The 22,729-nt window shown below is 70.7% G+C and carries 23 protein-coding genes; 9 read left to right on the forward strand and 14 right to left on the reverse strand.

Annotated elements, in window-relative coordinates:
- Positions 1 to 90: 90 nt before the first annotated feature.
- The 5 genes from ACIBHY_RS13415 to ACIBHY_RS13435 form a co-directional block, all read right to left on the reverse strand.
- A complete protein-coding gene (locus ACIBHY_RS13415; RefSeq protein ID WP_397306777.1) occupies positions 91 to 1,626 on the reverse strand; it encodes a YifB family Mg chelatase-like AAA ATPase in 1,536 nt (511 codons plus the stop codon).
- Positions 1,627 to 1,980 (reverse strand): YraN family protein, encoded by a 354-nt coding sequence (locus tag ACIBHY_RS13420; protein ID WP_397306778.1) that lies wholly within the window; start codon positions 1,978 to 1,980, stop codon positions 1,627 to 1,629. It lies immediately after the preceding gene.
- Between the two features lie 320 nt (positions 1,981 to 2,300).
- Positions 2,301 to 3,230: a tyrosine recombinase XerC gene (locus ACIBHY_RS13425; RefSeq protein WP_397306779.1), complete on the reverse strand. Its 930-nt coding sequence runs from the start codon at positions 3,228 to 3,230 to the stop codon at positions 2,301 to 2,303.
- Positions 3,231 to 3,263: 33 nt separating this feature from the next.
- A complete protein-coding gene (locus tag ACIBHY_RS13430) occupies positions 3,264 to 3,728 on the reverse strand; it encodes a murein hydrolase activator EnvC family protein (protein ID WP_397253600.1) in 465 nt (154 codons plus the stop codon).
- A gap of 380 nt (positions 3,729 to 4,108) precedes the next feature.
- Positions 4,109 to 5,560, reverse strand: coding sequence for an MFS transporter (locus tag ACIBHY_RS13435; RefSeq protein WP_397306780.1), 1,452 nt, complete (start codon positions 5,558 to 5,560; stop codon positions 4,109 to 4,111).
- A gap of 103 nt (positions 5,561 to 5,663) precedes the next feature.
- On the opposite strand from ACIBHY_RS13435, the gene ACIBHY_RS13440 reads away from it, so the two are divergent.
- The 6 genes from ACIBHY_RS13440 to ACIBHY_RS13465 all read left to right on the forward strand — a co-directional run bounded on the left by ACIBHY_RS13440 (position 5,664) and on the right by ACIBHY_RS13465 (position 10,944).
- Positions 5,664 to 6,263, forward strand: a complete 600-nt coding sequence (locus ACIBHY_RS13440) for an ArsR/SmtB family transcription factor (RefSeq protein WP_397253604.1) — start codon at positions 5,664 to 5,666, stop codon at positions 6,261 to 6,263.
- A 205-nt stretch (positions 6,264 to 6,468) separates the two neighbouring features.
- The gene (gene rpsB / locus ACIBHY_RS13445; protein ID WP_397253606.1) at positions 6,469 to 7,464 is read left to right on the forward strand and encodes a 30S ribosomal protein S2; all 996 of its coding nucleotides are present in this window, start codon (positions 6,469 to 6,471) and stop codon (positions 7,462 to 7,464) included.
- Between the two features lie 264 nt (positions 7,465 to 7,728).
- The gene (gene tsf, locus ACIBHY_RS13450) at positions 7,729 to 8,562 is read left to right on the forward strand and encodes a translation elongation factor Ts (RefSeq protein WP_397253608.1); all 834 of its coding nucleotides are present in this window, start codon (positions 7,729 to 7,731) and stop codon (positions 8,560 to 8,562) included.
- 108 nt (positions 8,563 to 8,670) lie between these two features.
- Positions 8,671 to 9,369 carry a UMP kinase gene (gene pyrH / locus ACIBHY_RS13455; protein WP_379620386.1) on the forward strand — a complete coding sequence of 233 codons (699 nt, stop codon included), beginning with the start codon at positions 8,671 to 8,673 and terminating at the stop codon, positions 9,367 to 9,369.
- An 84-nt stretch (positions 9,370 to 9,453) separates the two neighbouring features.
- The gene (gene frr, locus ACIBHY_RS13460) at positions 9,454 to 10,011 is read left to right on the forward strand and encodes a ribosome recycling factor (RefSeq protein ID WP_397253610.1); all 558 of its coding nucleotides are present in this window, start codon (positions 9,454 to 9,456) and stop codon (positions 10,009 to 10,011) included.
- Positions 10,012 to 10,104: 93 nt separating this feature from the next.
- Positions 10,105 to 10,944, forward strand: a complete 840-nt coding sequence (locus tag ACIBHY_RS13465) for a phosphatidate cytidylyltransferase (protein ID WP_397095304.1) — start codon at positions 10,105 to 10,107, stop codon at positions 10,942 to 10,944.
- Here the strand turns inward: ACIBHY_RS13465 and ACIBHY_RS13470 are convergent.
- Entirely contained in the window at positions 10,924 to 11,955 is a 1,032-nt protein-coding gene (locus tag ACIBHY_RS13470) for a suppressor of fused domain protein (RefSeq protein ID WP_397253612.1), read from the reverse strand. The genes ACIBHY_RS13465 and ACIBHY_RS13470 overlap by 21 nt on opposite strands.
- A 111-nt stretch (positions 11,956 to 12,066) precedes the next feature.
- On the opposite strand from ACIBHY_RS13470, the gene rlmN reads away from it, so the two are divergent.
- On the forward strand, positions 12,067 to 13,167 hold the full coding sequence (rlmN, locus tag ACIBHY_RS13475; RefSeq protein ID WP_397253614.1) for a 23S rRNA (adenine(2503)-C(2))-methyltransferase RlmN: 1,101 nt from the start codon (positions 12,067 to 12,069) through the stop codon (positions 13,165 to 13,167).
- A 355-nt stretch (positions 13,168 to 13,522) separates the two neighbouring features.
- Here the strand turns inward: rlmN and ACIBHY_RS13480 are convergent, their stop codons facing one another.
- Together ACIBHY_RS13480 and ACIBHY_RS13485 are read right to left on the reverse strand one after the other, a co-directional pair.
- Positions 13,523 to 14,185, reverse strand: coding sequence for a hypothetical protein (locus ACIBHY_RS13480; protein ID WP_397306781.1), 663 nt, complete (start codon positions 14,183 to 14,185; stop codon positions 13,523 to 13,525).
- 5 nt (positions 14,186 to 14,190) lie between these two features.
- Positions 14,191 to 15,228, reverse strand: a complete 1,038-nt coding sequence (locus ACIBHY_RS13485; protein ID WP_397306782.1) for an ATP-binding cassette domain-containing protein — start codon at positions 15,226 to 15,228, stop codon at positions 14,191 to 14,193.
- Between the two features lie 119 nt (positions 15,229 to 15,347).
- Here ACIBHY_RS13485 and ACIBHY_RS13490 point away from each other — a divergent pair, with 119 nt between their 5' ends.
- Positions 15,348 to 15,869 (forward strand): DivIVA domain-containing protein, encoded by a 522-nt coding sequence (locus ACIBHY_RS13490; RefSeq protein WP_397253619.1) that lies wholly within the window; start codon positions 15,348 to 15,350, stop codon positions 15,867 to 15,869.
- 155 nt (positions 15,870 to 16,024) lie between these two features.
- Here ACIBHY_RS13490 and ACIBHY_RS13495 read toward each other — a convergent pair whose 3' ends face one another.
- Entirely contained in the window at positions 16,025 to 16,666 is a 642-nt protein-coding gene (locus tag ACIBHY_RS13495) for an HAD-IA family hydrolase (protein WP_397306783.1), read from the reverse strand.
- 20 nt (positions 16,667 to 16,686) lie between these two features.
- Here ACIBHY_RS13495 and ACIBHY_RS13500 point away from each other — a divergent pair, with 20 nt between their 5' ends.
- On the forward strand, positions 16,687 to 17,181 hold the full coding sequence (locus ACIBHY_RS13500; RefSeq protein WP_397253623.1) for a GNAT family N-acetyltransferase: 495 nt from the start codon (positions 16,687 to 16,689) through the stop codon (positions 17,179 to 17,181).
- Here the strand turns inward: ACIBHY_RS13500 and ACIBHY_RS13505 are convergent.
- The 5 genes from ACIBHY_RS13505 to iolC are packed head-to-tail and all read right to left on the reverse strand — an operon-like array spanning position 17,141 to position 22,684.
- Positions 17,141 to 18,151 (reverse strand): AI-2E family transporter, encoded by a 1,011-nt coding sequence (locus tag ACIBHY_RS13505; protein ID WP_397253625.1) that lies wholly within the window; start codon positions 18,149 to 18,151, stop codon positions 17,141 to 17,143. The two genes, ACIBHY_RS13500 and ACIBHY_RS13505, sit on opposite strands and share 41 nt — an antisense overlap.
- A gap of 33 nt (positions 18,152 to 18,184) precedes the next feature.
- Positions 18,185 to 20,005, reverse strand: coding sequence for a 3D-(3,5/4)-trihydroxycyclohexane-1,2-dione acylhydrolase (decyclizing) (gene iolD, locus ACIBHY_RS13510; protein WP_397306784.1), 1,821 nt, complete (start codon positions 20,003 to 20,005; stop codon positions 18,185 to 18,187).
- Positions 20,002 to 20,853, reverse strand: a complete 852-nt coding sequence (iolB, locus tag ACIBHY_RS13515; RefSeq protein ID WP_397253629.1) for a 5-deoxy-glucuronate isomerase — start codon at positions 20,851 to 20,853, stop codon at positions 20,002 to 20,004. Before iolB ends, iolD begins: the two co-directional genes overlap by 4 nt.
- The gene (locus ACIBHY_RS13520) at positions 20,850 to 21,755 is read right to left on the reverse strand and encodes a deoxyribose-phosphate aldolase (protein WP_397253631.1); all 906 of its coding nucleotides are present in this window, start codon (positions 21,753 to 21,755) and stop codon (positions 20,850 to 20,852) included. The genes iolB and ACIBHY_RS13520 overlap by 4 nt, the downstream gene beginning before the upstream one ends.
- Positions 21,752 to 22,684, reverse strand: a complete 933-nt coding sequence (iolC, locus tag ACIBHY_RS13525; RefSeq protein WP_397253633.1) for a 5-dehydro-2-deoxygluconokinase — start codon at positions 22,682 to 22,684, stop codon at positions 21,752 to 21,754. Before iolC ends, ACIBHY_RS13520 begins: the two co-directional genes overlap by 4 nt.
- Positions 22,685 to 22,729: the final 45 nt, after the last annotated feature.

The following is a 22,729-nucleotide window of genomic DNA, read 5'->3' on the forward strand; positions in this document are numbered from 1 at the left end:
ACTGGGCCACCAGGCGGCCCATGAGCTTGTCTCCGGCGTCCGCGGCTCGCATGAGGGCCACGCGGGCCAGGAGGTCGTCGTCCTGGGGCATCAGCCCACCCCCAGCCACAGGGCCAGCGCTGTCGAGACTTCTTCCACCTCGGGACGGTCCTTTCCCGCCAGGTCCGTGAGGGTCCAGGCGACTCGGATGATGCGGTCCAGGCCTCGTGTGCTCAACGTGCCGGAGTCGAGGCTGGCCGACAGGGGCTTCATGGCGTCGTTCGTGGGGCGGAAGTCGGTGTGGAGGGCTGTGGACGGGACTTCGGCGTTGGTGCGCCATGGGGTGCGGGACAGGCGTTCGGCGGCCTGGTCTCTGGCCGCCTTCACCCGGGCGGCGACTACTTCGCTGGACTCGACGAAGTGGCGGTCGGCCATCAGTTCTCTGCGGGAGGAGCGCGCCACGGTGACCTTCATGTCGATGCGGTCCAGCAGCGGGCCGGAGAGTTTGCCCAGGTAGCGGCGTTTGACGACGGGGGTGCAGCGGCAGGTGTGGTCGCCTTCCTGCGGCTGTGAGCATGGGCAGGGGTTGGCGGCGAGGATCAGCATGAAGCGGGCCGGGAAGGTCACCGAACCCGCCGCCCGCGAGACGGTTGCGTAGCCGGATTCCAGGGGCTGGCGTAGTGAGTCCAGGACGTATCGCTGGAACTCCGGCGCCTCGTCCATGAACAGGACGCCCCGGTGGGCAAGGGACGCGGCGCCCGGACGGATGATCGTGCTGCCGCCGCCGACTATGGCCGCCGGCGTCGCCGTGTGGTGCGGGCTGACGAACGGCGGCCTGCTCATCATGGGGCTGTCGGGAGGCAGGACTCCGGCTACCGAGTGGATGGCGGTCACCTCCAGGGCGTGGTCCAGTTGCAGATCGGGCAGGAGGGTGGGCAGGCGTTCGGCCAGGAGGGTCTTGCCGGTGCCGGGCGGGCCGAGGAGCCAGAGGTTGTGGCCGCCCGCCGCGCACACTTCCAGGGCTCGCCTGCCCAGTGGCTGGCCTACGACGTCGGCGAGGTCGACGCTGGGCCGTACCTGGGAGATCGTGGGGGTCAGCGGGGTTTCTGGGAGTTCCGGTTCGGGTGGGCCGTCGCCTCTGCGTAGCCATTCGGCCAGCTGGCGGAGGTCGCGGACCGGGACCACCTTCACGTTGGGGACGAGGCTGGCCTCGGCGGCGTTCGCGGTGGGGACCACGACCGTTATGTCGCCCTCCTTCGCGGTGCTCAGGACGGACGGGAGGATGCCGCGGACGGGACGGAGGCGGCCGTCCAGGCCCAGTTCGCCGAGGAAGGAGAACGACGCCAGGCGTTCGGCGGGGACCACTCCGGCCGCGCCCAGAATGGCCACCGCGATCGCCAGGTCGAACTGGCTGCCTCGTTTGGGGAGGCTCGCGGGGAAGAGGCTGACCGTGATGCGGGCGTCCGGCCATGGGTAATTGCTGTTGACCATCGCGGAACGCACCCGCTCGCGGGCCTCGCTCAGGGCGGTGTCGGGCAGGCCGATCAGGGAGATGCCGGCCAGGCCATTGCCCACGTCGGCCTCAACCTCCACCGTTCGGCCGGTGACGCCGATGAGGGCGACGCTTCTGGTGCGGGCCACGGCCATTCAGATCGCCCCCCGGATGTGGCGCATCGAGAAGTCGCCGGCGAAGCGTTCCAGGGCGATGACGTCCACGCGGACGGTTTCGTAGCCGCACCGCTGGGCGGCCAGCCACTTCGCGGCGAGCATGCGGAGGCGGGAGAGCTTCATGGGGCTCACCGACTCCAGGGCGGTGCCGTGGGAGCGAGTGGAGCGGGTCTTGACCTCGACCACCACGAGGGTTGGGCCGTCTCGGGCGATGATGTCGATCTCGCCGTGGCGGCAGCGCCAGTTGCGCTCGATGATCTCCATGCCCTCGGACTGCAGGTATGTGACGGCTAGCTGCTCGCCTTGCCTGCCGAGGTCTTGTTTCGCGGACATGTCGATGACTGTCGCGCAGACGGGATCTCGGGAAATCGCCGAACGGGGTTCTGGGGACGGTCGGGGGCGCCGTGAGTGGGGTGTGGATAACTCCCGCCGGGTAACGCGCGTGCGGCTGAGAGCGTCGCACTCGGTGCGGGGTGCGGGGTGCGGGGTGCGGGGTGCGGGGTGCGGGGTGCGGGGTGCGGGGTGCGGGGTGCGGGGTGCGGGGTGCGGGGTGCGGGGTGCGGGGCTTTGGCACAGCGCTCGGGAGGGGTGCCTTGTTGGGGGCAGCGCCAACGGGGGCCGGGTGGAGGGGGGTCAGGGCGGCTCGGTGGGGGTTATGCGCGGGGGTGGGCTTGGCGGTAGGCGGCTCGGAGGCGGTCTATGGAGACGTGGGTGTAGATCTGGGTGGTGTTCAGGGAGGAGTGGCCCAGGAGTTCTTGGACGCTGCGCAGGTCGGCGCCGCCTTCCAGGAGGTGGGTGGCGGCGCTGTGGCGTAGGCCGTGGGGGCTCAGGTCTGGGGCGCCCTCTACCTGGCGCAGGCGGGTGTGGACGATGCGGCGGACGGTGCCGGGGTCGATGCGTCCGCCTCTTGTGCCCAGGAAGAGGGCGTTGGCGGACTTGGGGGTGCTCCACAGGGGGCGGGCGTTGACGGACCACAGGTCGACGGCTCGCAGGGCGGGGAGGCCGAACGGGACGGTGCGTTCTTTGCGGCCTTTGCCGACCACTCGGATGACGTGGCGGGTGCGGTCCATGTCGTCCACGTCCAGGGAGCACAGTTCGCTCACACGGATGCCGGTGGCGTAGAGGAGTTCGAGGATCGCCTGGTCGCGCAGGGATTTGGGAGTGGTCTCGTCCGTCGGGGTCAGGGCGGCTTGGGCCTGCGGCTGGTCCAGTACGGCGGGCAGCGTTCTCGGCGCCTTGGCGCTGCCCAGCAGGAGGCCCGGGTCGGTGGGGATCCGGCCTTGGCGGTGGCAGAACGCGGTGAAAGTCCTGGCACACGCGGTACGGCGGGCCAGCGTCGCCCGGGACAGCCCTTCGGCGTGCTGGGCGGCCAGCCAGTGCCGGAGCGTGGCTATGTTCAGGCCGGTCAGCCACGTTTCGCCGGTGTCCTGGTCTCTCAGGTGGTGCAGGAGTGAGGTCACGTCCGAGACGTAGGCGCGGATGGTGTGGGGGGACAGGTCGCGCTCCAGCCTGAGGTGGCGTTCGAACGCGGTGATGATCTCCGCCGCCTCGTCGTCGGGCTGGCTGGGTGCTCCGGTCGGCATGGTCTTACTCTGCCCCGATCTGAGCCTCTTCGCTCATGGCCAGTGCGGGAGAAGACGGACCAGGCCGGTGCCGGTCAGGAGGAGGGGGTCCAGGTAGCGGCGTTCGCGCAGGAGGCCCCAGTGGAGGCAGTGCTGCCGGCAGTGGGGCGGGTCGAGGCTCTGGAGGGTGCCAATCGGGGCGCCGGTGGTCACGTGCTGGCCTGTGCGCACCGATGGGAGGACGGGGAGGTACGTGGTGCGCAGGCCGTTGGGGTGGTGGACGGTGACCACGCCGCGACCGGCCAATTGGTCGGCGTAGCCGATGGTGCCTGGGCCCGCGGCGTGTACGGCGGTGCCCGGGTCGGCCGCCAGGTCGACGCCGCGGTGGCCGGACAGCCATGGGGCCGGGGGCGGGGCGAAGCGGCGTACCACCCCGTGGTCGGTCAGGGGCCACTGCCAGGTCACCGCTTCGGGGGAGGGGGCCAGGGCCAGGAGGAGGGCGAGTGAGGCGCGAATCATGGCGGCCAGGATGGGGGAGCGGCCCCGGCCCGCGAGGGGGCGAACGGGGTTCTGTGGACAAACCCCATCCGGTCAGCGGGCCTGTGGACAGCAACCCCACCCCGAACCCGGGCTGCGCCCGAACAGGCGCGGGGAGCCGGGCTGCGCCCGGAGCGGCGCGGGGAGCCGGGTTGCGGCCGGAGTGGCGCGGGGAGGCGGGCTGCGCCCGGAGTGGCGCGGGGAGGCGGGCTGCGCCCGGAGTGGCGCGGGGAGCCGGGCTGCGCCCGGAGTGGCGCGGGGAGCCGGGCTGCGCCCGGAGTGGCGCGGGGAGGCGGGCCGCGGCCGGGCCAGCGCAAGGAGGCGGGCCGCGGCCGGGCCAGCGCAAGGAGGCGGGCCGTGGTCTACATCAGTGAGCGCATCTTGACCAGGGTGAGCTCGTAGATGGCCTGTCCCATCGTCTGATCGACGCGCCCAGGCGGCACATGACCGCGCCGGCCGTACCCGGAAGAGCCGTACCCGGAAGAGCTGTACCTGGAAGAGCCGTACCCGGGAGAGCCGTAGCCGGAAGACGGGCGCGGCCACATGGACGCCCGCAGCGGCGCCGCAGTCTCCCCAGACGGAGGCCGGGCGGAGTCCAGTTCGGACCCCCGCAACGGCGAAGCCCAGATCCAGATGGCGCTCAGCGCGATCCCCGCCGCGCACACGAGGATGACCGTCCGCAGCCCCACCACCTCGGCCAGTACGCCACCCACGAGCCCGCCCACCGCCAGCACTCCCTGCACGGCGAACGTGAACGTGGCGTTGACCCGTCCCCGCAGCTCGGCCGGGGCTTCACGCAGTTGCACCGCCCCCATGCAGGTGGCGAACGTCACGACCAGCATCCCGGTGGCCACCCCGCTGACGGCCATGGCGAGGATCTTCCACCACATCGGCCCGCCGATCAGCCCGACCGTCAGGAAGTCGACGGGGAACAGGACCACGGACCACTTGAGCAGCCGGTTCGTCCCGGTACGCCGGTTCAGGCGGGCGGTCAGCCAGGCCCCGAGAAGCCCTCCGGCCCCGGACAGCGCCACGAGCACGCCGATCAGGCCCTTGGGGATGGCCAGAACGTTGACCAGGTAGAGCATGGAGACGGCCGTGTAGGCCATGGCGAAGAAGTTGATGGTCACGCCGGCCCCCAGCAGGGCGCGCAGTGAGGGGTTCGAGAGGCAGGCGCGCAGGCCTTCGCCGACGTCGCGCAGCATGCCGCGTGAGGCCGCTGGGTTGTGTGACTCGGGGGTGCGGATGCGGCCCATCAGCAGGGCGGACAGCAGAAACGACACCCCCTCCACCAGTACGGCCAGCGGCGCCGTCAGCACCTGCACCAGCAAGCCGCCGAGCCCCGGCCCGGCCACGGAGGCGACCGAGTACGACGCCTGCAGGCCGGCCATGGCCTCGGTGCGCTGGCCGGCTGGTACGACGGTGGCCAGGTGGGGGAAGTTGGCGGCGCGGAAGACGACCCCGGCGGCGCCGATGACGAACGCGACGGCCACCAGCAGCGGCACGCTCAGCGCCCCGAGCAGCCACGCGGCGGGTACGGCCAGCGCCGCCGCCGCGGCGACCAGCTCGCAGCCGATCATCAGCGGACGGTGCCTGCGCAGGCGGTCGGAGACGGCCCCGGCCTGCAGCCCGAACAGCAGCGCGGGAGCGAAGGCGGCGGCCGTGAGCAGGCCCATCTGCGACGGGCTCGCGGCGAGCAGCGTGATGCCGGTGAGCGGCACCGCCAGCTTGGACACCTCGGTCCCGGCGACCGAGATCGTCCGGGAGGCCCAGAGAAGGCGGTAGTCGGGCCTGCGGCGCAAGGGGACGGTCATGAGCTCCTCCAAAGACTGTGAAGGAAACCCTTCACAACTATGAAGATAATCCTTCATAACTGTGAAAGCAATCCTTCAGATCTGATCCGGGTACGGTTTGCACATGACCGACGTGCTCAGTGACCCCAAGGTGATGCGCGCGCTGGCCCACCCCGCCCGCCTGGAGATGCTGAACCGGCTGCAGGTCGAGGGACCCTCGACGGCCACCGAGATCGCGGAGTTCGCCGGAGTCACCCCGAGCGCCGCCAGCTACCACCTGCGCATGCTGGCGAAATACGGCTTCGTGGAGGACGCCCCGCCCCGCGCCGACGGCAGGGAGCGCGTGTGGCGCTCGACCGGCCAGGGGCTGAGCGTGTCCACGGAACCCGACGACGCGCCGGAACTGCGCGCCGCCAAGGAACTGCTGATCCACACCGTCTACGACGAGGCCCACGCCGACCTGAAGCGGTCGATGGGCCAGGTGGACCGCGAGCCGCGGGAGTGGCGGGCGGGATCGACCTGGCGGCGGAAGTTCCTGCACATCGGGCCGGAGGAGATGCGCCGCCTGGGCGAGCAGATGGATGCGCTCCTGGCGCCCTATCAGGCGGGGTCGAGGGAGGACGCGCCGGGCGACGCGCGTACCGTGGTCGTGCAGTACTCCATCTACCTGCGCCCCGAGCGTCCGGTGCCCGGATTGCCCACGGAGGACCACGACGCCGTCTGACCCGTGAGGTCAGCGCGGGAGGTAGACTTTCCGATGGCCTGTCACTGACGGGCCGACTTCGCATGCCTCACCGCGAGCCGATCCCTCGGTCCGGGCCGCAAGGTTCCGGCAGGAGTGGCTCAGAGGCATCAGGGCGGCAGTACCCGACTGCCGCGACACAACCGAGAATCGCGCCGCACGGCGCGCCGACCTGGAGGACCAGCACATGGCCCCCGTCGTCACCATGCGACAGCTGCTCGAGAGCGGCGTTCACTTCGGACACCAGACTCGTCGCTGGAACCCGAAGATGAAGCGCTTCATCTTCACCGAGCGCAACGGCATCTACATCATCGACCTGCAGAAGTCGCTGGCGTTCATCGACCGCGCCTATGACTTCGTCAAGGAGACCGTCGCCCACGGCGGCACGGTGCTGTTCATCGGCACCAAGAAGCAGGCCCAGGAGGCCATCGCCGAGCAGGCCGCCCGCGTCGGCATGCCGTATGTCAACCAGCGCTGGCTGGGCGGCATGCTCACCAACTTCTCCACCGTGCACAAGAGGCTTCAGCGTCTGAAGGAGCTCGAGGAGCTCGACTTCGACAACGTCGCCGCGTCGGGGCTCACCAAGAAGGAGCTCCTCATGCGCCGCCGCGAGAAGGAGAAGCTGGAGCGCACGCTCGGCGGTATCCGTGACATGGGCCGCGTGCCCAGCGCGGTGTGGATCGTCGACACCAAGAAGGAGCACATCGCGATCTCGGAGGCCAAGAAGCTCGGCATCCCGGTCGTCGCGATCCTCGACACCAACTGCGACCCCGACGAGGTCGACTACCCGATCCCGGGCAACGACGACGCCATCCGCGCCGTCGGCCTGCTGACCCGCGTCGTCGCCGACGGTGTCGCCGCCGGTCTGATGGCCCGCTCCGGCGCCGCTCGCGGCGACGAGAAGCCGGCCGCCGCCGAGCCGCTGGCCGAGTGGGAGCGCGAGCTCATCGAGCAGGGCGCCGCCGCCGAAGCCGCCACTGAGGTCGCCGCCGAGGCCGCTCCCGAGGCTGCCGAGGAGGCTGTCGCCGAGGTCGCTCCCGCGGCCGCCGACGAGGTCGCTGTCGAGGACGCCGACGTCGCCGCCGAGGCTGTGGCCGAGGACGAGGCCGAGGTCGTCGCCGAGGCTGAGGCCGCTCCCGCCGAGGCCGAGGCCGGCGTCGAGGACGAGACCGAGAAGGCCTGAAGGTCCCGCACGAGCGGGCCCGCCGCCTGACGACCCGAACTCGGGGTCGTGGGGGCGGCGGGCCCGCGAAAGCGGTCCCGGCCCGCGCGAGCGGCGCCGGAGGTCTGCGCGCAAGGCAAAGATCCAAGGCTCCCGGTACGGCTCCCGCGGGTCGTGCCGACCAGCCGGCGGCGACAGCCGTACCGGCACAGAAGGCTTGAAGGGTGGGCTGCCGGATCCCGGCGCCCACCCGATCCACGACGAAGATCCCACGAGGAAAAAGCAATGGCTTCCGTGAACATGGCCGACGTCAAGCGGCTTCGCGAGCTCACCGCCGCCGGCATGATGGACTGCAAGAAGGCGCTCGAGGAGGCCGAGGGCGACTTCGACCGCGCCGTTGAGATCCTGCGCCTCAAGGGCGCCAAGGACGTCGGCAAGCGCGAGTCCCGCACCGCCTCCAACGGCCTGGTCGCGCTCAAGCAGGACGGCGACAGCGCCGCGGCGCTGCTCGAGCTCAACTGCGAGACCGACTTCGTGGCCAAGGCCGAGCGCTTCCAGGAGCTCGCGGCCGAGGTCGTCGACCACATCCTGGCCACCCGCCCGGCCGACGTGCCGGCGCTGCTCACCTCCGAGTACAACGGCAAGAGCGTCCAGAACCACCTCGACGACGCCAACGTCGCGCTCGGCGAGAAGATCGAGATCCGCCGCTTCGCGGTGCTCGAGGGCGGTTACGTCGGCGCGTACATGCACAAGACCGACCCGCAGCTCCCGCCGGCGGTCGGCGTGCTCGTGCAGCTCGACAAGCCCAACGCCGACGTCGCCAAGGACATCGCCCAGCACGCCGCGGCGATGGCGCCGAAGTACCTCAAGGCCGAGGACGTCCCCGCCGACGTCATCGAGAAGGAGCGCGCGCTCTTCGAGGAGATGACGCGCGACGAGGGCAAGCCCGAGGCCGCGATCTCCAAGATCGTCGACGGTCGCGTCAACGGCTGGTACAAGGACTTCACGCTGCTGCAGCAGGCGTTCGTGAAGGACAACAAGAAGTCCATCGCCAAGTACGCCGCCGAGAACGGCGTCGAGGTGCTCGGCTTCGTTCGCTTCAAGGTGGGTCAGGCTTAGGCTTAGTCAAGCCCTCAGCCCCACATCAGAACCACCTACCGAGGAGGCCGCCGCGTGCAGGAGAACCAGGAGCCAGCTACGTCGGCGGCTTCTTCGTATCGAAGGGTCATGCTGAAGCTGTCGGGCGAGGCGTTCGCCGGCGGCGAGGAGATGGGCATCGACCCGGTCGTCGTCGGCCATCTGGCCGACTCGATCGCCGAGGCGGTGCGCGAGGGCGTGCAGGTCGCCGTGGTTGTCGGCGGCGGAAACATGTTCCGCGGCGCCACCCTGTCGCAGGGCGGAATGGACCGTGCCCGCGCCGACTACATGGGCATGCTCGGCACGGTCATCAACTGCCTCGCCCTGCAGGACTTCCTGGAGAAGCGCGGCGTCGAGACCCGCGTGCAGACCGCGATCACGATGCAGCAGGTGGCCGAGCCGTTCCTGCCGCGCCGCGCGATCAGGCACCTGGAGAAGGGCCGCGTGGTCATCTTCGGCGCCGGGCTCGGCACCCCGTACTTCTCCACCGACACGTGCGCGGCGCAGCGCGCGCTGGAGATCGGCGCCGAGGCGCTGCTGAAGGGCACGCAGGTGGACGGGGTCTACGACTCCGACCCGCGGAAGAACCCGGACGCCGTGCGGTTCGACCACCTGGACTACGCAGAGGTCCTGGTCCGCGATCTGACGGTCATGGACCAGACCGCGATCAGTCTGTGCAAGGAGAACGACCTGCCCATCGTGGTCTTCGACCTGATGGGTGAGGGCAACATCCTGCGGGCGGTCCGCGGTGAGAAGATCGGCACGCTGGTGAGTCCGGCAGGCAAGTAGACGGGAGCCCACCCTACGGACGGGCGACCAAGGCAGCAGGGAGCCCACCCTACGGACGGGCGACCAAAACAGCAGGGAGCCGCTGTGATCGACGAAACCCTCCTCGAAGCCGAGGAAAAGATGGACAAGGCTGTCTCGGTCGCGAAGGAGGACTTCGCGAGTATCCGCACGGGCCGAGTCACGCCGTCGATGTTCAACAAGATCAACGCCGACTACTACGGTTCGCCGACTCCGATCCAGCAGTTGGCCTCGTTCCACGTGCCCGAGGCCCGCATGGTCATCCTCCAGCCCTTCGACAAGGGCTCGATGGCCGCGATCGAGAAGGCGATCCGCGACTCCGACCTGGGCGTCAACCCGAGCAACGACGGCCAGGTGATCCGCGTGAACTTCCCCGAGCTGTCGGAGGAGCGCCGCAAGGAGTACATCAAGGTCGCGCGCAACAAGGGCGAGCACGCCAAGGTGTCGGTGCGCAACATCCGCCGCTCCGCCAAGGAGACCCTTGACAAGATGATCAAGGATGGCGACGCGGGCGAGGACGAGGTGCGCCGCGCCGAGAAGGAGCTCGACGACATCACCCAGAAGCACGTCGCCAAGATCGACGAGCTGCTCAAGCACAAGGAAGCCGAGCTGCTCGAGGTCTAGGCTCCAGTACGGCAAGCCGTGGTGCCCCCATCCCCGCGCGGGGCTGGGGGCATTCCAGGGTGATCGGCAAGAAATCCCGGCTTGGGAGAGTCTGTGGAAGAAAGTACGGCTGGCACCAGCCCGAGCGGCGGCAGCCGTACCGGAAGGAACCTGCCCGCGGCGATCGCGGTCGGCGCCGCGCTGGGCGCGTCGGTCATCGTCTCGATCTACACCATCAAGGAGATCTTCCTCCTCGTGGTGGTGGCGGCGGTCGGCGTCGGTGTGATGGAGCTGGTCAAGGCGTTCGGCACGCGGGGCATCGTGGTGCCGTTGGCTCCGGCGCTGGTGGGCACGGCGGGCATGCTGGCCGGGGCGTACTGGGGCGGCGCGGTCTCGCTGGTGGGCACGTTCGCGGTGTTCGTGTTCGTGATGCTGATCTGGCGGATGTTCAGCTCGGGCACCGACGGGTACGTGCGTGACGCCACCGCCTCGGTGTTCACCCTGGTCTATCCGGCGCTGCTGGCGGGGTTCATCGGGCTGCTGCTGTCGCCGCAGGACGGCGCGGACCGGGTGCTGATCTTCATCGCGGTGACCGTGGCCAGCGACATCGGCGGATATTTCGCCGGGGTGCTGTTCGGCCGGCACAAGATGTCGATCATCAGCCCGAAGAAGACCTGGGAGGGTTTCGCCGGATCGGTGCTCGCCTGCGTGGGCGTCGGGGCGTGGCTGGTCATCTGGCGCATGGACGGCGAGTTCTGGCAGGGCGCGCTGATCGGGGTGCTGGCGGCGGCGCTGGCCACGATCGGCGACCTGATCGAGTCGATGATCAAGCGCGACCTCGGCATCAAGGACCTCGGCACGATCCTGCCCGGCCACGGCGGGCTCATGGACCGGCTCGACTCGCTGGTCACGACACTGGTGCCGATCTGGCTGCTACTGGCGCTGTTCTTCTAAGGCCGCGGTGGTGACGGGCACCAGCCACAGCCACCGTACGGCCTCACCTCCGAACGCGAACCCCGACATGTCGGGGAAGTCCGGCGGATCGGCCAGCATGAGCACGCCCGAGTAGTCGGCCCCGAGGGGGAACGTGGACGGCTCGTGGTACCACTGCGCGGTGTGCCCGTGCCCGAGCCAGGTGACCGAATGCCACGGGTACTGCGCCAGCCAGACCAGCACCAGCGCCACCTCCCGAGGATCCTGGCGGGTGGCGACGGCCAGTTCGATCCGCGAGTACGCGCGCGGCCGGTCGATCCACTGCTCGACCGTCGGCATGCGCTGGCAGCTCATCCCGACCGTGGACAGCACGGTGAACTCGCGCTCGCCGAACGGAGGCCGCTCGGTGATGCCGACCGTCGGCAGGCGCTCGCCGCTGGCGTCCCAGTAGCGGTCGGCGGGGCCGAGGGTGCGGTCGAGATGGCCCATCACGAACTGCTGGAACGCCGGCCACGAGCCCTCGCGGTGCCGCCAGCGCCAGTAGGAGCGGGCGTTGGAGATGCGGGGCAGCAGTCCTTCGAGCGCCTCCGGCAGCGACCAGGCGAACGGGGTCTCGCCTATGGCGTCGCGGGCGTACCCGGGCATGCCCCTGGACATGTCGGCCCAGCCGGGGATGACGGCCAGCAGGTCGTCGTTCTCGTAGACGGCGACGCCGTCCCCCTCCTCGAACCACAGGGCGCTGAGCTGGCCGAGCGGCCGGCGACCGCCGGGATGGACGGTGTTGGCGTGGGGCATGACGGGCGGCAGGCCCGCGTTGATGCGGCTCAGGTCGACCGCGCCGGGCGCTTTGCGGTGGTTGGCCAGCCAGACGGCGCCGTGGACCGTGCCATCCGGCGCGCACAGGTAGGCGACCGAAGCGTCCTCGTCCCGCTCGATCACCAGGGTGCGGCTCCCGTAGGGGTTGCCGGCCACGAGGACGACCTCGGCCTGGGTGTGCTCACCCGGCTGCTCACCCGCCCGATAAATCGCCATACGAGATGACTGTAGATCGCAGCCCGATCACAGGCGAGAGGCCGTAGGAATGACAAACGCGGGCGAGACGTTCACTACCCTGGTCGGTAACCGTCGAGATGAGGCAGGAACGTGTCCCAGCAGCCAGGCCAGCTCACCTTCGTAGCGCCCCGCCGGGCCAAGCCCGCGCGGCACCTGGCGGACCTCACGATGGCCGAGCGCCGCGCCGCCGTGGCCGAACTCGGTGAGAAGCCGTTCCGCGCCGACCAGCTCTCGCGCCACTACTTCACGCACCTGACCACCGACGTCGAGGCGATGACCGACCTGCCCGCCCCGGCCAGGGAGAAGCTGTCGGCGCTGCTGCCCCCGCTGCTGACCTCGGTCCGCGAGCTCACCACCGACCAGGGCACCACCCGCAAGATGTTGTGGCGGCTGTTCGACGGCGCGCTGGTCGAGTCGGTGCTCATGCGCTACCCCGACCGCGCCACGATCTGCGTGTCCTCCCAGGCCGGATGCGGCATGAACTGCCCCTTCTGCGCCACCGGCCAGGCCGGCCTGACCCGCAACATGTCCACCGCGGAGATCGTCGAACAGGTCGTCGCCGGCGCCCGCACCATGGCCTCCGGCGACGTGCCCGGCGGCCCCGGCCGGATCAACAACGTCGTCTTCATGGGCATGGGCGAACCGCTGGCCAACTACAAGCAGGTCATCGGCGCCGTCCGCCGCATGGTCGAACCCGCCCCCGACGGCCTCGGCATCTCCGCGCGCGGCGTGACGGTCTCGACCGTCGGCCTCGTCCCGGCGATCGGCAAGCTCGCCGACGAGGGACTGCCGGTGACGCTCGCACTGTCGCTGCACGCGCCCGACGACGAACTGCGCGACACGCTGGTGCCGATCAACACACGCTGGAAGGTCGCCGAGGTCCTGGACGCCGCGTGGGCGTACGCGGCCAAGACCAAGCGCCGGGTGTCGATCGAGTACGCGCTGATCAAGGACATCAACGACCACGAGTGGCGGGCGGACCTGCTGGGCAAGCTGGTCAAGAACAAGCTGGTGCACGTCAACCTGATCCCGCTCAACCCGACGCCGGGCTCCAAATGGACCGCCTCACGGCCGGAGGACGAGCGCGCGTTCGTGCGCCGCCTGCAGTTCCACGGCGTGCCGGTCACCGTCCGCGACACCCGCGGCCGCGAAATCGACGGCGCGTGCGGCCAACTCGCCGCCGCCGAGTAACCCCGCCGTCTCCACTCAAGATCTCCAGGCCGCGTCTCTTCCTTCAGGGCCCGCTTCATTCTCAAGGGCCCGTCTCTTTCTCAAGGGCCCGTCTTTTTCTTCAGGGCCCGCCGTCTCTTCTCCAGGTTGCGCCGTCGCGGTGGCCCTGCGCCTTCTCTTGTCACGCCGCTCTTCCGTGACGGCTCCGCCTTCACGCCCCCCATCCGTTACGGCTCCGCCACCCCCACGCCACCCGCCGCCGTGCCTGGGCGCCGATCGGGGGGATCGCTTCTCACGTCGGACGTGGTCCCCGCCGCAACGGCCCCGTCGACCCGCGGAGGGTGAAGCGGTGACCGGTTAGGGGGCGTGGAGTTCGTCAGGGGCGGGAGCGGCGTAGCCAGGCGTACCAGGCGAGGCCGGCCACGCACCACGCCAGCGAGATGGCGCCCAGTACCGGGAGGTCCGACGGTAGGGCACCCGATCCTGCCGACTTCAGCCACGCCGTGACCGGGACCGTCAGCCAGTAGGCCGGGGTGATGCTGATCAGCAGCATGGCCAGGTAGCCGAAGAGCAGGGCCATGATGGACAGCGCGGGGGAGGGCAGGATCACCCGGCTCGTCAGTGCGCCCAGGACCAGCCCGGCCAGCACCGCCAGCACGTGCAGGACCGTCACGGCGAACAGCACGTCGGTCGTCGGGCCGGACTCCAGTCCCATCAGCAGGCCGCAGGCCAGGGCCAGCGTGGCGAACACCGTGTTCACCGCCAAGGCCGCCAGGAGGCCGCCGGTCAGTTCGCGGGTGCGCGTTCCGGCTGTGGTGGCGGAGATGGCGCGTTGATCGTCGGGCTCGGTGTCGAGCAGGGAACGGGTGGCCCAGGCGAGCACCGGGATGATCAGTACCGCCGAGTCGGCCAACGCGGCGGCCTCGGAGCCGATCGGCGCTCGGTTGGCGTAGATGATCGCCAGCAACACCAGGATCGGGATGAGCGCCTGGTAGACCCGATGCGACTGGACATAGGCGGATATCCGGAACCTGGTCAACGCGATCATTGTGCCGCCTCCGTGGCCTCGTAGCCCTCCGCGCGCATCCGCGCCAGAAACGACCCCACCTCGCCATCGGGCACCCGCACCTCCACCACCACACCGCCCTCCGACCCACCAAGCCGCCCGGCCTCCGCCGGACGATCGACTCCCACCGCACCGACGTCCACGCCAGACGCCAGGACCGCGGCGGATGCGGACAAAACCGCCTGGTCAGAGGAAGCCGCCGGTACGGACGCCGCCCCTCGACTGGACGTGGCCGTCGAGCGAACGAGATCCGGCGCGTGGTCCGACTTGTGGTGCTGCCCGGTGCCCGGTGCGTGGTCCGGGGCGAGATCGGGTGTCTGGTCGGGCACGTGGCCACGTGTGTGGCCCGGAACGAGGTCGGGCCTGTGGCCCGGAACCAGGTCAGGCGCGTGGTTCGAGGTGAGGTGGGGTTCGTGGTCTGGGGTGGGTTCTTGCAGGATGCCGTCGGTCAGTGTCCAGTGGCGGAGGGATGGGAGGTCGTGGAGGCCCGCCTCGTGGTCGCCGGCCACCACGATGGTGCCTCGGGCGGCCAGCTCGGTCACGATCGCGGGCAGGGCTTCGCGGGTGTCGGTGTCCAGGCCGGCGAAGGGTTCGTCGAGGAGGAGCAGGCCCGGTTGGCACATGAGCGCCTGGATGAGGGCGACCTTGTGGGCGCTGCCCTTGGACAGTTCGCGGAGCGGGAGCCGTACGAGATGGGTGAGGTTGAGGCGGTCGGCCCACGGACGCCAGGTGGCGCCGCCTCGGATGCGGGCCATGTGGTCCAGGTAGGCGGACACGGTGAAGGGTTGCGCTGTGGGGAGGTGGTCGGGGGCGTAGCCGACTGTTCTGGGGCGGGCCGATATTTTGCCGCTTGTGGGGTGGGTCAGGCCGGCCAGCAGACGGAGCAAGGTGGACTTGCCGGCGCCGTTCGCGCCGGTCAGCTCGATGACGTCGCCGGGGTTCAGGACGGTATCCGCGTTCCTGATCACGTCGGGGGCCCGCCGCCGGTAGCGGAAAGAGACGTTGGACAGGTCCATAGTGATCCAACGGTAATGGAGTGGGTCGCATTCTCCGGATAAAGAGCCCCACAATATAGGCACCCCTCGGCACATCTCAGGAGGACCGTCGCTTGAACCGCTTTCCGCGCGTCATGGGTATGCGTTCAGGCTATGACCCCATCGACGTGGACTCGCTCATCAGCCGCATCGAGGCCACGCTCGGCCGGGGCGGGCGCGAGCTGGTGCCGGTGACCGCCGATGAGGTGCGCCGGGCCACCTTCCGCGCCCGGCGCGGCGGCTACAACGAGACGGCGGTGGATTTCGCGCTGGAGGCGTTCGTCGTGGCGCTGGAGACGCGTGCGAAGACGCCGGTGTCGCTGGCGATGACCGAGCCGACCGGTGAGATGCTGCGCGAGGAGTGGTTCGAGACGCAGGCGGCGCGGGTCGAGCGGGTGGCGTTTCGGTCGGGCCGGATGGGGACCGGGTACAACGAGGACGAGATCGACGCCTTCCTGGACCGCATCGTGGCCACGCTGCGCGGCACCACCGACAACCCGCTGACCGGGCAGGCCGTGCGGGACGCCAAGTTCGCCACCGTGCTGGTCCGCCCCGGCTACCTGATCGCGGACGTCGACTCGTTCCTCGCGGGCATCGCCGACGTCCTGGACCAGCGCTACTGAAGCAGCGCCGGATCAGCGCCGCCAGCGAAGCGCCGGTGGTGACGCGCGCTGGTGGTGAAGCACCGGTGGTGGTGACGCGCTGGTCGTGGGGCGTCGGTGGCGCGACGACAGTGGCGCGGCCGCTACTGAAGTGCCGCCACCGGCCCCAGCGGCCGCTACTGAAGGGCGGCCAGCAGGCGGTGGAGGTCGGGCTGGACGGTCTGGACGATCGACGGGTCGGCGGGGGTCTCGGCCAGGCGGTTGATCCAGATCCGGCGCAGGCCGAGCGCGTGTGCCGGGACCATGTCGTGGACGTAGCCCTGCGCCACGTGCACCCACTCCGACGGCTCATGTGAGGAACGGAAACGTTCGAAGTGGCCCGGAGACGGCTTGTAGCCTCCGGCGTCCTCGGCGGTGACGACCGCGTCGAAGGGTACGGGCAGCCGCCGCTGCGTCAGGCCGATGAGGTCGCGGTCGCAGTTGGTGAGCAGGGCCAGGCGCCATCCGGCCGAGCGCAGCGCGCCCAGTTCCTCACCGACCTCGGGGAAGACGGGCCAGTAGGGGAGGGTGCGGGCGAGCACGCCCGCGTTGTCGGCGCCCAGGTCCAGGCCCTCGGAGGCGCAGGCCCGGCGGAGGGTCTCGGCCATCACCTCGCGGTAGAGCATCGTCGGCGTCTCGGTCTGGACGGCAAGCTCGTGCCGGTTGTAGGCGTCGAGGAGGCGGCCGCCGTACCCGGGGAAGATCAGTTCCGCGCTGGTGGCGATCCCGTGACGCCAGTCCACCAGGGTCCCGAAGCAGTCGAATGTCACCCATCGCATGAGATCTCATAATGGGCCCTATGCCATTCACCGTGCGACCCATCGTCCCCGGCGATCTGGAACAGGTTGTCGAGATCTTGACCGCGAGCTGGGGCGACACCCACGTCATCGCGCTGACCTGGGGCGAGATGATCGACGCGAGTACGTTGCCCGGCTTCGTCGCGGTCGCCGACGACGACAGGATCGCCGGGCTGATCACCTACACCGAGCGCGACGGCAGCGTGGAGATCGTCACGATCGACGCCGTCGTCAAGGGCGCCGGGGTCGGTACGGCCCTGCTGGACGCGGTCCGCGAGGTGGCGCAGCGGCGTGGCATGCGCCGCCTGACGCTGATCACCACCAACGACAACACCAGGGCGCTGGCCTTCTACCAGCGTTACGGCTTCGACCTGGTCGCGCTGCGCCGCGACGCGATCACCCGTACCCGTGAGCTCAAGCCGAGCATCCCGGAGCTGTCGGAGGACGGCATCCCGATCAGGCATGAGCTGGAGCTCGAGCTGCCTCTCGATTCCTGATCAACGCCACGATCACCGAGGCCACCGGCGCGGCCAGGAACGCGCCGGTGATCCCGGCGACCACGCTGCCCACGGCGATCGCCAGCAGGATGACCGCGCCGGGCAGGTCCAGCGCCCTCCCGTAGATCTGCGGCGCCAGCACGTGGCCCTCCACCTGCTGGACCAGGATCGTGACGCCGACCACGATCAGCGCCACCAGCCAGCCCTTGGCCACGAACGCCACCACGGCGGCGAACAACCCGGCCATGAACGCCCCCACCACCGGCAGGAACGCCCCCACGAACGTCAGTACGGCCAGCGGCAGCGCGATCGGCACGCCCAGGATCCACAGCGCGACCCCGATGAAGAAGCCGTCCACGAGCCCGACCATCGCGATGCCCCGGATGTAGCGTCCGATGACGCCGAAGACGACGTCGCCCGCCTCGCGCAGGTGCGGCCTGGCCTTGACCGGCGCCAGGTCGGTCAGCCAGGCGAACAGCCGGTCACCGCCGTGGACGAAGTAGATGGCCAGGATGAGCGCCAGCACCGCGCCGATCACGATCTCACCGGCGGTGCGGACCCCGGCGATCGCTCCGGTGGCGATGGAGCGGGACTGCTCGGTCAGGTACGCCTGGACCTGCTTCGACATCTCCGACAGCCGGGTGTCGTCGAGCCCGAGCGAGCGGGCGAAGTTGTGCAGGTCGTCCAGGGCCTTGCCGAGGCTGGCCCGCAGCTGCCCGAGCCCGTCGACGGTGGCGGGGACGAGGAGCCAGAAGAAGACTCCGCCGATCACCAGCGCGCCCAGGCAGACCACGGTCGTGGCCAGAGCCCGGTTCAGTCCTTTGCCCCGCAGCCAGGTGAACGGCGGCAGGAGCAGGGCCGTGATGAACACCCCGATGATCACCGAGATGGCGACGGTCCTGACGAACCAGACGCAGTAGAGGATCACCGCGATCAGCGCGATCCATCCGAGCACCCGCCATGGCTTCATGATCAGGGCGTTCCCCTGGGCGGCGCCGCGTAATCAGTGCTGGGAGCGCTTGGCCTCCTCGTAGGCGGCGCGGGCGGGGCTGCCGACCTCGGCGACCGGCACGTCCCACCAGGCCTCGGAGGAGGGAGCGTCCACGTGCGGGTCGGCCTTCACGTAGATCACGGTGGTCTCGTCGGCCGCTCGCGCGCTCCCCAGGGCCTTGCGCAGGTCGTCGCCGGTCTCGGCGCGGATCACGCGCGCGCCCAGGCTGGCGGCGTTGGCGGCCAGGTCGACCGGCAGCGGACCGCCGTCGTAGCGGCCCGAGCCCCGGTAGCGGTAGGCGGTGCCGAGGCGTTCGGCGCCCACGCTCTCCGACAGCCGGCCGATCGAGGCGAAGCCGGAGTTGTCGACCAGCACCACGATCAGCTTGACGCCCTCGGCGACCGCCGTGACCAGTTCCTGGGCCATCATCAGGTAGGAGCCGTCGCCGACCAGCACGAACACCTCGCGCTCCGGCACGGCCAGCTTGACGCCGAGCCCGCCGGCGATCTCGTAGCCCATGCAGGAGTAGCCGTACTCGACGTGGTAGGAGCCGGGGCCGCTCGGGCGCCACAGCTTGTGCAGGTCGCCCGGCATCGAACCGGCCGCGCACACCACCACGCCGTCCTCGCCGGCCGCGGCGTTGACCGCGCCGATGATGGCGGGCTGGGGCAGCGGTGTGCCGTCCAGCGCGTGCGCGGCCTCGACCTGGGCGTCCCAGGCGCGGGTCAGCTCGGCCGTCATGGTGCGGTAGACGCCGGCCGTACCCCAGCCGTCGAGGGCCTGGGCGAGGTCGGCCAGGCCCTCGCGGGCGTCGGCCACCAGTTGCAGGCCCGACAGCTTGGCCGCGTCGAAGGAGGTGATGTTGAGGTTGACGACCTGCGCGTCCTGGTCGAACAGCGAGCGCGAGGCGGTGGTGAAGTCGCTGTAGCGGGTTCCGACGCCGATGATCAGGTCGGCCTCGCGGGCGAGCGCGTTGGCCGCCGTCGTGCCCGTCGCGCCGACCGCGCCGGCCGCCAGCGGGTGCCCGTACGGCAGGGCGCCCTTGCCGGCCTGCGTCTCGGCGACCGGCACGCCGTACCGCTCGGCGAAGGCGCGCAGTTCCTCCGTCGCCTCGCTGTAGATCACCCCGCCGCCGGCGACGATGAGCGGCCGGGCCGAGCGCCTGATCAGCTCGGCGGCGCGGGCGAGCGCGGCGGGTTCCGGCCGCGGCCGGCCGATGTGCCACACCCGGCGCCCGAACAGCTCCTCCGGCCACTCCCACGCCTCCGCCTGCACGTCCTGCGGCAGCGCCAGCGTCACCGCGCCGGTCTCGGCCGGGTCGGTGAGCACCCGCATCGCCGCGAGCAACGCGGACGGAAGCTGCTCGGGCCGGTTGATCCGGTCCCAGTAGCGCGAGACCGGCTTGAAGGCGTCGTTGACCGACAGGTCGTAGGAGCGCGGATCCTCCAGCTCCTGCAGCACCGGATTGGCCACGCGGGTGGCGAACACGTCACCGGGCAGCAACAGCACCGGCAGCCGGTTGATCGTCGCGCCCGCCGCGCCGGTGATCATGTTGGTGGCGCCGGGACCGACCGAGGTGGTGCAGGCGAGCGTCCGCAGCCGGTTGCTCGCCCGCGCGTAGCCCGCCGCCGCGTGCACCATGGCCTGCTCGTTCCTGCTCAGCAGGTACGGCAGCGCCGCATCCGTGGCCAGCGCCTGCCCGAGCCCCGCCACGTTCCCGTGCCCGAAGATCCCGAAGATCCCGCCGAACATCCGGTGCTCGGCGCCGTCGCGCTCGGTGCGCTGAGCGGCGAGGAAGCGCAGGGTCGCCTGGGCGACGGTCAGCCGGATCATGAGGTCCTCCCGAACGGCAGACGAGGGTCGACCTCCTGACCGTCCCACGTGTCGCGGATCCAGGTGTGGCGCGGGTCGTCGCAGAAGGCCATGGAACGCTCACCGGACGGCCCGGCGAGCACGTTGAGGTAGTAGAGGTCGTAGCCGGGGGCGGCCATCGACGGCCCGTGGTAGCCGTAGGGGACGAGCACCACGTCGCCGGGTGCGACCTCGGCCAGGGTGTCGATGTGACCGCGTTCCGAGGTGTAGACGCGCTGGTAGCCGGGCCCGCCCTCGAAGTAGTAGATCTCCTCCAGCACCGCCTCGCCCGGGTTGGGGGTGTCGTGCTTGTGGGGCGGGTAGGACGACCAGTTGCCGCCCGGCGTGAGCACCTCGACGGCCACGAGCTTGTCGCAGTCGAAGGCGGCGGGGGAGCAGAAGTTGTTGATCTGCCTGCTGGCCACGCCCGCGCCCCTGATCTCGACCGGGACCCGGTCGGCCGGGACGTGGCGCGGCTCCAGCCGCCGGGTGGCGCGCGCGGCGGGCAGGGCGATGCGGCCGCTGCCGCGCAGGATCACCTCGGTGTGGATCGGCAGGTACGCGAAGTCGCTGGGCCCGGCGAAGACCGACGGGCGGCCGGCCAGGTGGAAGGTGGTGGTGCCGCCTTCGACCGGGGCGGCGAAGGTGACCGTGCAGGAGCCGGACAGCGGCAGGACGAGCATCTCCTCCTCTCCGGTCTCGAAGGCCACCGGGGCGTCGTCGGTCAGGTCGGCCACGCGCAGGGCCGAGTAGGTCCAGCCGGCCAGCTCGGGGGTGATCTCCACCGACCACGGGGCCGAGGCGGCCTTGCCGTACGGGATGTGGGTCATCGTGAGGCCTCCCTGACCAGGGACGCGGCGCCGTCCACGGCGGCGGCGACGTCGTCGTCAGGAGGGTAGAGCAGCGCACGTCCCACGACGAGGCCCCGCACGCCCGGCAGTTCCAGGGCGCGGCCCCAGTCGGCGAAGGCGGCGTCGATGTCCGGCGGGTCGCCGCCGAGCAGGAGGGCGGGCAGCGTGGTGGCGGCCATGACCCGTTCCATCTCGGGGATCGCCGGGATCTTCAGCCAGGTGTAAGCGGAGGTCGCGCCGAGCGCCTGGCCCACGCTGATGGCCCTGATGACCGCCTCGGGCGACAGGTCGTTGCGTACGGGGCCGCCGTTGGCCCGGCTGGACCAGAACGGCTCGACCATCGCCACGAGGCGCCGCTTGGCCAGGTCGGTGACGGCGTGCGCGCACGACTCCAGCGTGGCGACGGTGCCGTGGTCGGCCGGGTCGATGCGGCACAGCATCTTGCCGCCGTCCAGGCGCATGGCGTCGATGGCGGCGGCGTCGAAGCCGGTGAACCTGTCGTCCAGCTCGAAGACGGCGCCCTGGATGCCGGCGCGGTTCATGGAGCCGAAGGCCAGCTTGCCCTCCAGCGCGCCGAGCAGCAGCAGGTCCTCCAGCACGTCGGGGGCGGCCAGGATGCCGTGCACGCCCGGCCGTTGCAGCGCGAGTTGCAGGCGGTCGAGCAGGTCGGGGCGGCTGGCCATGGCGTACGGCCGGTCGCGCACGCCGAGCGAGCCGCGGGCGGGGTGATCGGCGGCGATGATCATCAGCCGCTCGCCGTCGCCGGGCAGTCCGCGCCGCTGCCGCCTGGCCGCCGCGTGCGCGATCTCCTCAGGCCGGGTCGCCCGGATCCTGGTGAGCCGCTCGTAGCGGTCGGCCCTGGTGAGCGTCAGATCTGTCATGCGCGGCCTTCCATCAGCTGGGTCACCTCGTCGGTGGTGGGCATGGCGTCGGCGCAGGCCAGCCGGGCGGCGACGAAGGCGCCGGCGGCGTTGGCGAAGCGGATCGTGCGCTCCAGCGGCCAGCCGCGCAGCAGGCCTAGGCAGATCGCGCCGCCGAAGGCGTCACCGGCGCCGATGCCGTTGACGACCTCGACCGCGACCGGTTCGGCCAGCGCCGTCTCGGTACGGCTGCGCGCGAAGACCCCCTTGGGCCCCATCTTCACGATCGCCACCTTCACCCCCGCGTCGAGCAGCGCCTGCGCGGCGGCCTCCGGGTCGCGGGTGCCGACGGCCACCTCAACTTCGTCCAGGTTGCCCACGGCGACATCGGCCAGCGGGAGCACCTGGCGGACCGCCTCCTCGGCGGGTCCCTTCCACAGAGTGGGCCGGTAGTCGAGGTCGAAGACGGTCCAGCCGGCGTCGCCGCGGGCGGCCAGGGCGGCGGCGTGCGCGGCCCGGCTGGGCTCCATGCTCAGCCCGGTGGCGCTGAACCAGAAGACCTTGGCGGCCCTGATCGCGTCGAGGTCGAGGGACTCGGGCGTGATGCGCAGGTCCGGCGGGTGCTCACCTCGGTAGAAGTAGATCGGGAAGTGGTCGGGCGGGAAGATCTCGCAGAAGGTCACGGGGGTGGGCGCCTCGGCGAAGGTCGTGACGTGGCGGTTGTCGACGCCGAAACCCGCGATGGCCGAGCGCACGTAGTCGCCGAACGGGTCGGCGCCCACCGCGGTGATCACCGCGGAGCTCAGGCCGTGGCGCGCGGCCGCGACGGCCACGTTGGTCGGGCTGCCGCCGAGGAACTTGCCGAAGCTTTCGACCTGGGCCAGTCCGACGCCTGTCTGCAGCGGATAGACGTCGACGCCGCAGCGGCCGATCGTGATCAGATCGAACAAGCTACCTCCCGGGACTCGGACCTAGCATGGCATATTGTCATGACA

Origin of the sequence: Nonomuraea sp. NPDC050547, from assembly GCF_044457345.1 — a bacterium.
Classification (GTDB): domain Bacteria; phylum Actinomycetota; class Actinomycetes; order Streptosporangiales; family Streptosporangiaceae; genus Nonomuraea.

What these genes read in the sequence shown, in the direction of transcription:
- ACIBHY_RS13415 (WP_397306777.1), bottom strand. Translation starts at nt 1,626, where the DNA reads ATGGCCGTGGCCCGCACCAGAAGCGTCGCCCTCATCGGCGTCACCGGC.
- ACIBHY_RS13420 (WP_397306778.1), bottom strand. Translation starts at nt 1,980, where the DNA reads ATGTCCGCGAAACAAGACCTCGGCAGGCAAGGCGAGCAGCTAGCCGTC.
- ACIBHY_RS13425 (WP_397306779.1), bottom strand. Translation starts at nt 3,230, where the DNA reads ATGCCGACCGGAGCACCCAGCCAGCCCGACGACGAGGCGGCGGAGATC.
- ACIBHY_RS13430 (WP_397253600.1), bottom strand. Translation starts at nt 3,728, where the DNA reads ATGATTCGCGCCTCACTCGCCCTCCTCCTGGCCCTGGCCCCCTCCCCC.
- ACIBHY_RS13435 (WP_397306780.1), bottom strand. Translation starts at nt 5,560, where the DNA reads ATGACCGTCCCCTTGCGCCGCAGGCCCGACTACCGCCTTCTCTGGGCC.
- ACIBHY_RS13440 (WP_397253604.1), top strand. Translation starts at nt 5,664, where the DNA reads ATGACCGACGTGCTCAGTGACCCCAAGGTGATGCGCGCGCTGGCCCAC.
- rpsB (WP_397253606.1), top strand. Translation starts at nt 6,469, where the DNA reads ATGGCCCCCGTCGTCACCATGCGACAGCTGCTCGAGAGCGGCGTTCAC.
- tsf (WP_397253608.1), top strand. Translation starts at nt 7,729, where the DNA reads ATGGCTTCCGTGAACATGGCCGACGTCAAGCGGCTTCGCGAGCTCACC.
- pyrH (WP_379620386.1), top strand. Translation starts at nt 8,671, where the DNA reads ATGCTGAAGCTGTCGGGCGAGGCGTTCGCCGGCGGCGAGGAGATGGGC.
- ACIBHY_RS13470 (WP_397253612.1), bottom strand. Translation starts at nt 11,955, where the DNA reads ATGGCGATTTATCGGGCGGGTGAGCAGCCGGGTGAGCACACCCAGGCC.
- ACIBHY_RS13485 (WP_397306782.1), bottom strand. Translation starts at nt 15,228, where the DNA reads ATGGACCTGTCCAACGTCTCTTTCCGCTACCGGCGGCGGGCCCCCGAC.
- ACIBHY_RS13490 (WP_397253619.1), top strand. Translation starts at nt 15,348, where the DNA reads ATGCGTTCAGGCTATGACCCCATCGACGTGGACTCGCTCATCAGCCGC.
- ACIBHY_RS13495 (WP_397306783.1), bottom strand. Translation starts at nt 16,666, where the DNA reads ATGCGATGGGTGACATTCGACTGCTTCGGGACCCTGGTGGACTGGCGT.
- ACIBHY_RS13500 (WP_397253623.1), top strand. Translation starts at nt 16,687, where the DNA reads ATGCCATTCACCGTGCGACCCATCGTCCCCGGCGATCTGGAACAGGTT.
- ACIBHY_RS13505 (WP_397253625.1), bottom strand. Translation starts at nt 18,151, where the DNA reads ATGAAGCCATGGCGGGTGCTCGGATGGATCGCGCTGATCGCGGTGATC.
- iolD (WP_397306784.1), bottom strand. Translation starts at nt 20,005, where the DNA reads ATGATCCGGCTGACCGTCGCCCAGGCGACCCTGCGCTTCCTCGCCGCT.
- iolB (WP_397253629.1), bottom strand. Translation starts at nt 20,853, where the DNA reads ATGACCCACATCCCGTACGGCAAGGCCGCCTCGGCCCCGTGGTCGGTG.
- ACIBHY_RS13520 (WP_397253631.1), bottom strand. Translation starts at nt 21,755, where the DNA reads ATGACAGATCTGACGCTCACCAGGGCCGACCGCTACGAGCGGCTCACC.